The sequence below is a fragment of the Micromonospora sp. NPDC004704 genome (genome assembly GCF_053601675.1).
Genome location: NZ_JBSGCD010000004.1, coordinates 345912 through 358846, shown reverse-complemented (window position 1 = coordinate 358846; position 12935 = coordinate 345912). Strand labels below are relative to the sequence as shown.

11 protein-coding genes are annotated in these 12935 nt (G+C 72.5%); 3 read left to right on the top strand and 8 right to left on the bottom strand.

Annotated elements, in window-relative coordinates; all coding sequences use genetic code 11:
* The first annotated feature begins 48 nt into the window (after positions 1 to 48).
* The 3 genes from ACWEFB_RS07940 to wzy are packed head-to-tail and all read left to right on the top strand — an operon-like array spanning position 49 to position 3517.
* Positions 49 to 822 (top strand): class I SAM-dependent methyltransferase, encoded by a 774-nt coding sequence (locus tag ACWEFB_RS07940; protein ID WP_452283368.1) that lies wholly within the window; start codon positions 49 to 51, stop codon positions 820 to 822.
* Positions 819 to 2192 (top strand): lipopolysaccharide biosynthesis protein, encoded by a 1374-nt coding sequence (locus ACWEFB_RS07935; RefSeq protein WP_452283366.1) that lies wholly within the window; start codon positions 819 to 821, stop codon positions 2190 to 2192. The genes ACWEFB_RS07940 and ACWEFB_RS07935 overlap by 4 nt, the downstream gene beginning before the upstream one ends.
* Positions 2183 to 3517: an O-antigen polysaccharide polymerase Wzy gene (gene wzy / locus ACWEFB_RS07930; RefSeq protein ID WP_452283364.1), complete on the top strand. Its 1335-nt coding sequence runs from the start codon at positions 2183 to 2185 to the stop codon at positions 3515 to 3517. Before ACWEFB_RS07935 ends, wzy begins: the two co-directional genes overlap by 10 nt.
* Here wzy and ACWEFB_RS07925 read toward each other — a convergent pair.
* The 8 genes from ACWEFB_RS07925 to ACWEFB_RS07890 form a co-directional block, all read right to left on the bottom strand.
* Positions 3514 to 5205, bottom strand: coding sequence for a hypothetical protein (locus ACWEFB_RS07925; RefSeq protein ID WP_452283362.1), 1692 nt, complete (start codon positions 5203 to 5205; stop codon positions 3514 to 3516). The genes wzy and ACWEFB_RS07925 overlap by 4 nt on opposite strands.
* Positions 5202 to 6392 (bottom strand): glycosyltransferase family 4 protein, encoded by a 1191-nt coding sequence (locus ACWEFB_RS07920; RefSeq protein ID WP_452283360.1) that lies wholly within the window; start codon positions 6390 to 6392, stop codon positions 5202 to 5204. The genes ACWEFB_RS07925 and ACWEFB_RS07920 overlap by 4 nt, the downstream gene beginning before the upstream one ends.
* Positions 6389 to 7591 carry a glycosyltransferase gene (locus ACWEFB_RS07915; RefSeq protein ID WP_452283358.1) on the bottom strand — a complete coding sequence of 401 codons (1203 nt, stop codon included), beginning with the start codon at positions 7589 to 7591 and terminating at the stop codon, positions 6389 to 6391. Before ACWEFB_RS07915 ends, ACWEFB_RS07920 begins: the two co-directional genes overlap by 4 nt.
* On the bottom strand, positions 7588 to 8790 hold the full coding sequence (locus tag ACWEFB_RS07910; RefSeq protein WP_452283356.1) for a glycosyltransferase family 4 protein: 1203 nt from the start codon (positions 8788 to 8790) through the stop codon (positions 7588 to 7590). The genes ACWEFB_RS07915 and ACWEFB_RS07910 overlap by 4 nt, the downstream gene beginning before the upstream one ends.
* Before the next feature lie 75 nt (positions 8791 to 8865).
* Positions 8866 to 9504, bottom strand: coding sequence for a GNAT family N-acetyltransferase (locus tag ACWEFB_RS07905; RefSeq protein WP_326559718.1), 639 nt, complete (start codon positions 9502 to 9504; stop codon positions 8866 to 8868).
* Complete coding sequence (locus ACWEFB_RS07900; RefSeq protein WP_452283353.1) at positions 9498 to 10673, bottom strand: hypothetical protein; 1176 nt, start codon at positions 10671 to 10673, stop codon at positions 9498 to 9500. Before ACWEFB_RS07900 ends, ACWEFB_RS07905 begins: the two co-directional genes overlap by 7 nt.
* Before the next feature lie 3 nt (positions 10674 to 10676).
* Entirely contained in the window at positions 10677 to 11732 is a 1056-nt protein-coding gene (locus ACWEFB_RS07895) for a GNAT family N-acetyltransferase (protein WP_452283351.1), read from the bottom strand.
* Entirely contained in the window at positions 11729 to 12925 is a 1197-nt protein-coding gene (locus tag ACWEFB_RS07890) for an aminotransferase class I/II-fold pyridoxal phosphate-dependent enzyme (protein WP_452283348.1), read from the bottom strand. Before ACWEFB_RS07890 ends, ACWEFB_RS07895 begins: the two co-directional genes overlap by 4 nt.
* Positions 12926 to 12935 lie beyond the last annotated feature (10 nt).

Here is a 12935-nt window from a genome sequence, read left to right as displayed (position 1 = left end):
ACGGATCCGAACATCCGGGCCGGGGCGACCCCCGGAAGGGGGACGGCGATGAAGAGTTCGACGGATCTGACCAGCACCGAGTCCTGGGACCAGTTGTGGACGCAACCCAGGTCGAGCGGGGTGGCGAGCCGGGTCAAACAGCGGCTCAAGGCCACCCGGACCTGGCACCAGTTGCTGGCCGACCTGCTCGACAGCACCGGCCGCGACGGCCCGGTCGACGTGCTCGAACTGGGCTGCGCCCCCGGCAGCATGCTGCTCCAACTGCACCAACTGCGGCCGATGCACACCTACCACGGGATCGACTTCGCGCCCGAGGGCCTGAGCACCGCGCGGCGGCTCCTGCACTCGGCCGGCGTACCGGCGAAGCTGCAACTCGGCGACGTCCGTACGGCCGAACTGCCGCCGGTCGACCTCGTCCTCTCCTTCGGTCTGGTCGAGCACTTCGAGGAGCCCGGCGAGATCATGGCGCACCACCGGCGGTTCCTCCGCCCCGGCGGGGTAGCCGCGGTGACGGTGCCCAACTACGCCCACCCCGCACTGGTCGCGCTCCTGCGGCGGTTCAGCCCGGAGACCCTGGCCACCCACAATCTGCGGGTGATGTCGGAGGACTCGCTGCGTACGGCGTTCGCGGCGGCCGGTCTGGTCGATATCGTGACCGGGGTGAGCGGCGGACCGACGATGCCGAACTCCCGCGTCCGGCCGGACCTGTCCGGCAGCTCGTACCGGCTCGCCGCCCGGACCTGGAACGCCTGTAGCGGACTGCTGCCGGACGGCTGGCCGTGGTCGGCGAACATCTGGGCCACCGGCGTACAGCCCGGATGATCCTCGACGGCCCCGCGGCCAGTACCGCGACTCCCACCAGCACCGCGACCGCCACCGGCCGTCCCGGTACGGTCGCCGGGCGCTCCGGTGGTCTGCGTCGCAGTCGCCATGCCGTCGCCGGGCAGATCAGCTGGAGCCTGCTGGGCATCCTGGTCGCCTCCCTGGCGCAGTGGGTGGTGATCGTCGTCCTGGCCAGGTACGGCAACCCGGCCATGGTCGGCCAGTACGCACTCGGCCTGGCCGTGGCGGCACCGGTCCTCCTGGTCGCCAGCCTCGCCCTGCGGACCGTCCAGGTGACCGACGCGCGCTCGCGTTTCGGCTTCGACGACTACCTGCGGCTGCGCGTCCTCGGCATGGTCGCCGCCACCGTCGTGATCGCGGTCATCGCCGCCTTCGTCGGCTCGGGCGGTGCCGTGGTGGTGGTGGTGCTGGTCGGCGTCGCCAAGGCGTTGGACGGCGTCGGTGACATCTACCTCGGCCTCTTCCAGCGGCACGGACGGATGCGCAGCATCAGCCTCTCGATGATCCTGAACGGGGTCGCCACGGTGCTCGCCGTGACGACGCTGCTCCTGCTCACCGGCAGTGTGGCGTGGGCGGTGCTGGGGTCGGTCGCCGGATCCGCGCTCGGCGCGATCGGATACTGCGTGGTCACCGCGCGCCCGCTGCGCCGGCACGCCGTCCCGGTGCCGGACGATGACAGCCGGGGAGCGGACGGCGACGCCCGGCGAGGGGCGGTCGGGCGGCTGGCGAGCCTGGCGGCGCTCGCCCTCCCCCTCGGCATCGCCTCCGGCCTCGCCTCGTTCACCATCAACCTGCCGCGCTACCTGGTCGGCCACGAACTGGGCACGGCCGCGCTGGGCATCTTCGCCGCGATCGGGTACGTCGTACTCGCCGCCAACGCGATCTTCGCGGCGGTCGCCCAGACCATGCTGCCCCGGATGTCCAATCTGTACGCCGACGGCCAGGTCACCGCGCTCACCCGACTCGTCAACCGACTCGTCCTGGCCACGCTGGGCATCGGCGGACTCGCCGTCGGTGTGGCCGCGATGCTCGGGCGACCCGCCCTCGACGCGGTCTACGGCGCCGAGTACGCACGACACGCGTCGGTCCTGACCCTGCTCACCGTGGTCGCCGCGCTCAGCGGGGCGGTCTTCGTCGTGGGCACCGCCCTGTCGGCGCTGCACCGGTACGGCAACCAGTTCACCGCGAGCGTCGCCACCCTGCTGCTGACCGTGGTCGCCGCGTACGTGCTGATTCCCCGCTACGGGCTCGACGGTGCCGCCTGGACGGTGGTGCTGACGGTGGCCGGTGACGGAACGCTCAAGGCGCTGATGCTGCGCCGTGCCCTGAAAGGACGGCCGTGGACCTGAACAGCACCACGGTGATCTGGGCCTGTGTCGCGGGAGCCGTCGCGGTTCCCGTACTGCTGCTGCTGCGCTCCGGGCGTCGGGACGTGCTGCCGTACCTGGCCGGCTACTTCGCGTTCTTCGGGCTCGGCCCGGCGCTGAACCACGTGCTGGGGCGGGAGATCTACCCGGGAATCGCGATCGACAAGATCGGCGCGGCGTCGTTCGGCCTGTTGCTCGCCTTCCTCGCCATGCTCGTGGTGGGGGTCGTCGTTCCGGTCCGCCGGGGCGCGCTGGACCGGACCCGGATCGACCAACCCGAGCACCGTCTCCCGCTGCTCGTGCCGTTCCTGCTCGCGCTGGCGCTCTACGCGCTGACGATCATGGCCCTGCACGGTCCGGCGATGCTCTCCGGCAACAAGCTGGACCGGATCACCCTCGCCGGTCCCTGGCACTACGACTACCTGCTCTTGCAGACCATGGCCTGTTCGCTCTACTTCGCCGCCCGGTCGACCCGGCTCGGCACCATCGCGTACGCGGTGAACGTCGCCTGCTACGTCGGCTACTGCCTGGCCACCAACGAGCGGGACTTCCTGTTCGCGCTGTTCAGCGTCCTGCTGCACGTCCAACTGTTCCGTCGGCGCGCCATGTCGCTGCGGCTGGCCCTGATCGGTGTCGCCGGTGTCGTCCTCGCCACCTTCCTGGCCAGCATCCGCAGCCCCGGTGTCGGGATCGGCACCACCCGGGCCCTGAACGAGGGGACGGTGATGTTCCCGGACACGTACGTGATGAGCCTGGTGCCGCACCAGTTGCCGTTCGCGCACGGTGGAACGTACTGGGACGCGGTGCAGGGTGTCCTGCCCATCGGTCCCCAGTACGCGCTGGCGCAGTGGCTGGTCGACTCGTACGCCCCCGGTTCGCCCGGTGGCTACGGCTTCTCGCTCACCGCGGAGGCGTACCTGAACTTCGGCCTGGTCGGCATCCCCCTCGTCTTCGCCGCGCTGACCGCCGTGCAGCGCTTCCTCGTCAACCGGGCGGTACGCGGTGGCTTCTACACGTACGCCAGCGTCCTGTTCACGGTCACCTGGATGTACAACTTCCGGGGCGAGAGCTTCGCGCTGGTGAAGACCCTGCTGTACGGGGCCGTCCTCTACGGGATCCTGCACCTGTCCGGCAAGGTGCTGCGGACGTACGGACGCGACCGGAAGACGTCGGCGCCCGTCGCCGGATCGGCGGCCGGGATCGGCGCCCGCCCCGGCAGGATCGGTGCCGCCGCGGGCAGGGTCGGGGTGAATCGGCCCGCCGCCGTGCTCGCCCGGACGAGAGGGGTACCCGGGGGTGTGTCCTAGTGGAGCACCCGCAGGTCGGCCCTGGCGTGTGCCGCCCGACCGGAACTCCGCTTCGGTCCGCCGGAGTCCCGCCTCGGCACCGCGAAGGCGAGCAGCACCACCACCGCCAGCGGCACGAACCGGCCGAGCAGGAACACCACGATGTTGTCCAGGTCGCTGCTGAGCACCAGCACGGTCGCGACGCCGAGCGACGGCGCGAGCAGTTTCGGCACCAGGTCCGGTTGGTCCCGGGCGCGCCGGTAGAGCCGCCGGGACCAGCGGACCAGCAGGGCGAGCGGGACGAACGACACCACCGCACCGGCCGGGCCGAAGTTGAGCATCGCCTCGCCGGCGATGCCGTAGATCCGGGTGGCCCACTGACCGTTGTCCCGGTCGTAGCTGCCCGGCCCGAGCAGTACCTCGGTGCCGATGACGAGCTTGGTCGTCGGGCGTTCCGGCAGCAGCCAACCCGGCACCATCAGGGTGGCCGCCCCGAGGTACGTGACGCCGTACCCCAGGTCGCCCTCGCCGTGCCGCTTGCGTTCGAGCAGTACCGCCTGCATGTCGGCTCGGGCGAGGTCGTTGAGGAGCACTTTCGGCAGGTCACGCCCTGTTTCCGAGGAGATCTCCCCGATGCTGCGGTCACCGCGTACGACGTCGACGACCTCGACCCCGGCGCTCTTGTAGAGGCCGTAGACGTACATGAACACGACGAAGATCAGGCCACAGACCAGCAGCGCCCTGCGCGAGATGGTGAAGACGATCAGGTGGACCAGGATCAGGGCGAGCAACATCGGCCAGACGGTGTTGCTCCGGCTGCCCCGCAGGCCACCGACCATGAACTGGACCAGGGCCAGGCCGATCAGCAGCCACACCACCAGGGAACGGCGGCGGGCCAGCACCTCCCGCCACCGGACGAGGACCAGGGCGAATCCGATCAGCGGGAAGGACTCGGCGAGCATCAGCAGCCAGCCCATCCCGCTGAGCGCGTCACGACCCTGGGTCATCACGGCGAGGAATCCGCTCAGGCCGCCGAACACCACGATCTCGAACCCGAACGCCAGCACGCCGGCCGCCACGGCCAGCGACCCGATCAGGTAGAACCGGGACACGTTGAGCTGGGGACCCCAGGCCGTGTGCCGTCCCCGGACCGGAAGGGACAGCAGCCACCGGTAGATCAGCAGCCCGACCAGGTTGAGGATCGCCATCGCACCGAGCGCGTCGCGCCACTCGGTCGGCGGGTTGACGAACAGTCCCCAGTGGTCGAGCGTCACGTGCAGGATCGGGGCGAGGTAGAAGAAGTGCAGCCCGAGCAGGCCGAGCAGGGACTGCGGGTCGAAGATGTCGAGCCGGCGACGGACGCAGGCGACCACGTCCAGGGCGATCAGCACACCGCAGCCGGTGACCGGCACGACGAACCAGTGCTGCATCCGGTCGTCGAGGATCACCAGCACCAGGCTGACCGCGCACACCAGCCCGCCGGCGAGCGCCCAGGTCACGGTGTCCGGGCCGGTTCGGCCCGACCGTCGGCCCCGGCCCGTGGGACGGCTCCGGCCCGCCCACCCGGTCCGGTCCGCCGAGGGTGGGGCGTCGACGGTACGGGTCGACTCCGCCGCATCGAACGTGTCGCCGCCCTCCCCCGCGCCGTCGCCGTCGCTTTCGGAGGTGTCGTCGCTCTGCCCGGTCGGGCCGATCCGCGCGGACCTCATCGGCGGCCGACCGTCCAGAGCGTCCGCCACTGGGTGACGGCGTTGGCCAGCAGGAACGGGGATGAGTGCAGGCTCCGGCGGATCTCCTCCCGGGCGACCGGGCCGAGCTGGATCTGGGCCACCGTCGCGTCCGCCCACCTGTACGGGCCGTCGGCGAGCGGCAGCAGCGCGAGTCCGCGTACGCGGGGTTCGACCTCGCGCAGGCACGGCAGGTCGGTGGCGACCACCGGAACCCCGGCGGCCAGCGCCTCCAGCACCACGCCCGGCAGCCCCTCCCGCCGCGAGGGCAGCAGCAGCACGTCGGTCGCGGCGAGCACCGAGGCGATCTCGTCGGTCTCACCGGCGAGCACGACCAGGGGATCGTCGACGATCTCCGGGTACGCCCGGATCAGGTCGTCGGGGCCGCCCGGACCGACGACGAACAGCCGGGCGTCGGGCCACCGGGCGCGTACGGCCCGGTGCACCTCGATCAGGAAGGGTCGGTTCTTCTCCGGTGCCGAGCGCCCCAGGTACGCCAGCACCGGCACGTCCGTCGGCAACTGCCAGCGGGCTCGGGCCGCCGCCCGTTCCCAGCCCCGTACCCGGGCCGGGTCGACGCTGTTGTAGAGCACCCGGTAGCGGTCGTCCCCGGTCGGCGGGCCGGCGAGGGCGAGTGCCGCCGTGGTCACACCCAGCACGTCGGTGGCGACCCGACGCAACAGCCGGCGCAGCAGGGCGCGCCGGAGCCGGCGGTAACGGGTGTCCGCCCGGCCGTCGCCCTCGCTCCAGAACCTGGCGATCCGTACCGGCACCCCGGCGAGGCGGGCCACCAGCAGGATCACCGCGCTGGTGAGGCTGACGTGGGAGACGACCACGTCGGGGCGGATCAGCCGCAGGCACCGCCACAGCCTCGGCCCGAACGTGCGCAGCGGGATGACCGGGCACTGGGTCACCTCGGCTCCGGCGGCCCGGAAGTCGGCGGCCAGGGTGCCTTCGCGCCCGTTGAGCGTGATGAAGGTCTGTTGTACGTCGTCCGGGGGGATCGCGCGGCAGATGTCCAGCGACACCGTTTCCGCCCCGCCCCGGTCCAGCCAGCCGATCACGTGCGCCACCCGTACGGTCGGGTCGGCCACGGTCGGGCGTGGACGCTGCCGCTGCCGGATCGGTTCGCCGCCGCGCCGGGTCTGCTCCGCTCGGGACCTCGTCACGCGCGACCACCCACCGGTGTCCGGCTCGCGGTCGCGTCCCGTACGCCCCGGTAGAAGAGGTCCCGGCGGGGGCGCAGCGAGGCGTGCGAGTAGTCCCGGGCCCGGTTCAGGTTGCGGGCCGAGGCGGCGCTGAGCCGTCCGGGCTGGGTGAGGAAACGACGGATCGCCTCGGCGAGGGCGGCCGGGTCGTCGGGGGGCACCAGGTCGACGTCGGCGAGCAGTTCGGGGATGCCGCCGACGGTGGAGCCGACCGCCGGCAGGCCCCGCGCCATCGCCTCGATCAATGCCCGGGGCAGCCCCTCGGTACGCGACGGCACGACCACCAGGTCCGCCGCGTCGAGGTGGGCGCGGACCGCCGCACCGGCCGGTACGGTCCCGACGAAGGTGACCCGGTCGGCCACCCCCAGTCGCGTGGCGAGCTGTTCCAGGCGTGGCCGGAACCGCCCGTCGCCGAGGTGTACCAGGCGGGGGGCGACGCCGGTGCCGGTGAGCCGGGCGAGCGCCTCGATCACCGTGTCGATGCCCTTGTAGAGCTGGTCCAGCGAGCCGATCGAGATCAGGGTCCCCGGATCCGGCGGCTGTTCGACCTGCCGGGGGGCGGACACGAACGCGTCCTCGGGCAGGTCCACGCTGGAGTACGCGGTGCTGACCGCACCGGGCCGGCTCGGGTACCGGGACTGGAGGTGGCGCTCGGTGACGTACGCGACCGCGCCGGCGGACCGGCACAGGTGGCGCAACCGGGTGGTCCCCCACTGGCGCAGGAACGGCCGCAGCGGGTGGTCCACCACACCGGGGGCGAACACGTCGTACGGGTCACCGACGACCTCGATCGCGTACGGCAGCCGCTGCCGCTCCCGCCACCCGGCCAGGATCGAACCGGTCGGCGACGGTACGCGCAGGATCACCGCGTCGGTGGGCTGGGCGGCGGCGCGGACCGCCTCCCGGATCGACCGCCACCGGGACAGGTACTGGCGGGGGCCGACGTAGTGCGGGACCGGCCAGAGTTCGACCCCCGGACCGTCGACCCGGTGTGCGTCGGCGGGTGGTTCCTCGACGTGCCGGAGCCGGGCCACCACCCGTACGGTGTCGAACGCCGCGAGGTAGCGGCTGAAGAACGGGTACGCGGGACCGTCCGGGGTCCAGACCGAGCCGTCCGGCGTACGCGAGAACCGGGTCTCGGTCGTCACCACCACTCTCATCGCGACCGCACCCCGTTCGCGGTCCGCTCCACGATGTCCGCGATCATCTCGGCCGCCGGTCGGTGGTCGAAGGACTTGACCATCCGTTCGCGGGCGGCGTCGCCCCGACGGGTGAGCACCCCGGCGTCGAACTCCCGGTACGCGGCCCCCAGCGCCGCCTCCAGCGGACCGGCCCGCCCCGCCGGGACCACCCACCCGCTGGACTCGTCGACCACCTCGGGCAGCCCACCGGCGTCGCTGACGATGCTCGGCAGGCTCATCGCGCCCGCCTCGACCGGTGCGCCGTGCCCCTCCGACAGGGACGGGCTGACGCTCAGGTCGGACGCGTTGTAGTACGGCCGTACCTCGGTCACCGACTCGATCCAGGTGATGCTCGGGTCGGCGTCGGTTCCGAACCGGTGGACCAGTTCCCGGCGGTGCGTCTCCCCGGTGGCGGAGAACCCGCCCCCGATCAGCAGCAGGTGGGCGCGGGGGTGCCGGGCCTGGAACGCCTGCCACGCGGGGAGCAGGATGTCGTGGCCCTTGATCCCCCGCCCGTGGTACGTCAGCCGCTTGGGTGCGTACACGTAGGCGACCATGACCACGACGAAGGCGTTCTCGGCGATGCCCAGCTCGGCCCGGATCTTGGCCCGCAGTTCGGCGGCGGTCGGCCCCTGCTCGGCGACGAAACGCTCCCGGCTGAAGTGGCCTGTGTCGATGCCGGGGGTGGTCGATGGTCGGCGCTCCGGCGGGGCGCCGAGGGCGCCGTACTGGCGGGAGGTGTAGTCGGTGCCGCAGATGATGACGTCGTCCGCGCGCCAGAGCCAGCGTTCGACCGTACGGATGAGCCGGGATTCGAGGAACAGCGGGCCGACGACCACGTGCACCCGGCCCAGCCGGAGCCCGACCGAGGTGAACCGGGCCGCGAGGGCGGACGCGTACAGGTGGTACTTGAGGATGTCGAGGCGCAGGTCGCGCAGCAGCCGGCGCAGGCGCCACAGCCCGCGCAGGGTCGCCAGGTTGGGCCGGAAGCGGAAGTCGAACGGCGACTCGACCACCTCGAAACCGCGCCGGAGCAGCTCCGCCGGCAGCGGCCCGGTGCCCGGCGGCAGCACCACCATCACCTGGTGGCCACGGCGGCGCAGTTCCTCCACCTGAGGCAGGAGCCATCGGCCGCTCTGCCGGTGTTTGTACAGGATGGCTATGCGCAGTCCTGCCACTGTCGGTCCTCTCCGGAACGAGGGTCGGAAACGGGGACGGGGTGGAGGGTCGGGGGCGGGTGGACGGTCGGGCGGTCAGGTACGGGCGGCCGGGTCGAGGTGTCGGGCCGGTTTGGTGGGGCTCGGTTGGGACGGCAGTGGCGGGGTCGGGCCGCAGGCCCGGTCGACGTACTCCGGGGCGTCCGGGAGGGCGTCGAACTCCGGCCGGAGGATCGCCACCCGGGTCAGGTCGTGCCAGCGGCCCCGGCGGAAGACCGCCTCGCGGTCGCGCCCCTCGACCTGCCAACCGCACCGCCGGACGTACGCGCCGAAGCTGGCGGCGTTGAAGTCGAGAATGGTGCTGTGCAGCCGGCGCAGCCCGACGTCGTAGAAGCTCCAGGCCATCGTCAGCATGATCGAGTCGCTGCCGGCGCCCTTCGGTGTCGCACCGGGCATCAGCTTGACCGCGGTGAGCGCGGACCGGTTGTGCCAGTCGATCTCCCACAGCCCGGTCAGGCCGACCGGTCCGCCGGTGGCCAGGTCGACCACGGTGAGCCGGCGGTTGCGGGGGTCGTGCGAGGCGCCCTGGAACCAGTCCCGTTGGGCGTCGCGCGCCACCGGCCAGTCCCAGCCCACCACGTTGCCCCGGACCTGCGGCGCGTTGGCCAGGTCGGTGAGGAAGTCGAGGTCGTCGGCCTGCATCGGGCGCAGGCCGACCAGTCGGCCGGTCAGCATGGTTCTCCTCTTCCCCCGCCGCTCGGGACGCCGTCGCCGCTGGTACGGATCGGGTTCGCCGCGGTTGTCGGGTGGATCTCGCGTACCAGTTCCGCCACCTGGGCCAGGTCGGAGCCGGTGCACCGGTAGTCGGTGTGCAGGAAGAGCATCCGGCGGGAGAAGCTGACCCGGTCGTCCATGGTCAACTCGACCGGTGCCCGGTGGTCGGGCGCGGGGTCGGGGCCGAGCCGCCAGAGCACCGCCGGGTACACCCGACGGTCGATCAGCGCATGCCGGACCGCCTCGCGTCGCCGGTGCGAGTCGAACTCCAGCACCACCCCGAGGGTGTGCGCGCGGGCACGCAACCCGGACAGCCCGGACAGTCCGGCGGCGAGCAGGGCGGCGTTCTCGATCCGGCGGCGGCGGAGTCGGTCGGTCGGCAGCACCCGCAGCATCTGGCGGGAGAACTCCGAGATGCCGCTGACCCCGCTGTCCCGGAACAGGTCCTCGCCGGCCGCGTACCGGGCCAGGTACTGCTGCTTGTCCACCGGACCGCCGCTCAGGTAGGCCGCCTTGAGGTACATGGCGGACAGGACCCGGTCGACCAGGCCGAGGTGGCGGGCGGTCGGCGGGCCGGCGGGCGGGACCGGGCGGCCGGTGTCCGACCAGAGCGCCCCGCCGTCGGGCAGCGGCAGCGTCTTGCGCAGGGAGGCGAAGACGTAGTCGGCGCGTACCGAGGCGAGCCAGGGGGCGCGGGGGTCGTGGGTGGCGTCGACGACCAGGGTCGCCCCGGACGTCGCCGGCACCACCGGTGGCGCTCCGAAGTACGACACCGCCACCACCGCGTCGGTCGGCGCGGCGACCGGGGGCACCCCACCGGTCGGCCCGACCGGATAGCGCCGGACCGGCAGTACGTCGGCCACCTCGTCCACCACGTCGGCGCAGTAGTACGCGGGCAGGTGCAGCGCGGTCCAGCCGTACTCGCGCCGGCCGAACTCGACCAGGGCGCGCAGTGCCTGGCGGCCGGAGCCGAACAGTTCGCCGTACTGGGGGGCGGCGGGCGGCGGGTCGGGGTGTCCGGGCGTACGGGTCCAGTCCGGCTCGGCCGGCAGGTGCAGCGGGAAGCTGGAACCGACCTCCCAGCGGCGGCCGAGCAGGGCGGGACCGTGTTCGCGGCGATCGTCGGCCATCGGTCAGCCCCGACCCAACCGGTAGCCGGGGAAGTAACCCGACCGGCGCAGCTCGTCGACATCGCGGCCGAGCGTACGGGCGTGCTCGGTGAGCAGGCCCGCGTAGCGCCGCTCGTCCAGCACCACCGCACCGGTCCAGAACTGGGTACGTCGACCGCCGAAGGAGCGTTTGAACTGGAACAGCCCGTCGTCGGGGCGTACCCCACCGCCGAGGTGGACCAGGGCGCAGCCGTTCTCCGCAGCCCATTCCAGGATGGTCCAGAGCAGCAGGTTGTTGGCGCCGTCGCGGACGGTACGCGGGTCGGAGCCGGCGAGGTGGTAGTGCGCCCGGTCGCGGTGGCGCAGGACGAGGGCGGAGGCGACCACGGCTCCGCCGGGTTCGCGTACCTCGGCGATCAGCAGTGCCTTGCCGAGGCCGTCGACCAGTTTGCGGTAGTACTCCTGGGCGAAGAGGTATCCGGGGGCGCTGCCGACCCGGAGCATCGTCTGCTCGTACAGCCGGCGGAAGGGTGAGCCGGCAACCACGTCGTCGGGTTCGGCGGCCCGGATGGTGCCGCCGAGGCCGGCGTTGCGGGCCTTGCGGATCGCGGTACGCGACCGGCCCTCCATCCCGGCCCAGATCGCGGTGCTGCCCTGGTTGACCGGGACGGTGATGGTGTCCGCGCGGCGGGTCAGCTCGATCACCCCGAGCCGCTGTACGGCGACGACCGAGGCGAGGTCCAGCGGGGAGAACCGGAGGAACAGGGTGACCATTCCGGTGTCCCGCCAGTGGTCGAGCGCCGCGCGCCAGAACCCGGCGAGTTCGATCGACGCGCAGTCGGTTTCGACGTGGATCCCCGAGTAGCCGTACGGGCTGACCGCGTCGGAGGTGGTGGCGTCGAGCCGGCGGACCACGTACGGAAGCAGGATCCGGTCCCCCCGGTGGGCGAGTTCCCAGGTGCCGGGCTCGGTGCCGGCCGCGGCCCGGCCGTAGCCGGCGGTGAAGTAGACGTCCGGGCAGTCCGCCCCGAGCAGGGGTCCGGCGGTGTCGGCGTCGACCACCGCCAGGTCCGTGTTCACCGGTCGGCCAGGAACTGCTCGATGGCGTGGAAGACCCTGCCTGTCTGGGTCTCGTCCAGCGCGGACCCGCTGGGCAGGGTGAGCCCGTCCTCGAAGAGGCGCTGGGCGGCACCGGTGAGGACCGCGCGGGCCTGGCCGAAGATCGGTTGCAGGTGCATGGGTTTCCACACCGGCCGGCTCTCGATGTCCTGGGCGGCGAGGTGGGCGCCGAGTTGCCCGGCCCGCCACCCGGCCCGGTCGGGATCGACGACGATGGTGGTGAGCCAACAGTTCGCGCCGCGTGCGCCGGCACCGTCGGCGGCGATCCGGACCCCGGCCGGGATGCCGTCGCCGCCGGGTCCGCTCTCGTCACCCTCACCGAGCAGTCGTACGCCGGGCACGGCGGCGAACAGTTTCGCGTACCGTTCCCGCAGTTCTCGGCGGCGGGCGAGCATCTCGTCCAACCGGCTGAGCTGGGCCCGGCCGAGGGCGGCGAGCAGGTTGCTGAGCCGGTAGTTGTAGCCGATGTCCTGGTGCTCGTAGTGCGGGACGGGTTGCCGGGCCTGGGTGGCCAGGTGACGGCTGCGGGCGATGATCCCGGCGTCGTCGGAGACGAGCATCCCGCCACCCGAGGTAGTAATGATCTTGTTCCCGTTGAAGGAGAACGCGGTGACCCGGCCGAACGACCCGGCCGCCCGGCCCCGGTACGTGGCCCCCAGCGACTCGGCCGCGTCCACCAGCACCGGGACCCGGGCGGCGGCACAGACGGGCAGGAGTTCGTCGTAGTCGGCGCAGGCGCCGAACATGTCCACCGGCACCACCGCGGCAACCCGCCGACCCTCGGCACGCAGCCGGTGCAGCAGGTCGGCCAGCAGGTCGACGTCGATGTTGCCGGTGGCCGGTTCGCAGTCGACGAAGACCGGTTCCGCGCCGGTGTAGACCACCGCGTTGGCGGTGGCGACGAAGGTCAGCGTGGGCACGACCACCACCTGTCCCGGACCGGCACCCAGGGCGAGCAGGGCGAGGTGCAGGGCGGCGGTGCCGGAGCTGACCGCGACCGCGTACGCGGCACCGACCCGCTCGGCGACCTCGCGTTCGAACGCGTCCACCTCGGGGCCGACCGGCGCCACCCAGCCGGAGCGCAACGCCCGGACCAGGTACGACTCTTCGAGCGGCCCGACATCGGGCGGGGACAGGTACACCCGGCCGGTCATCGTGCTGGCG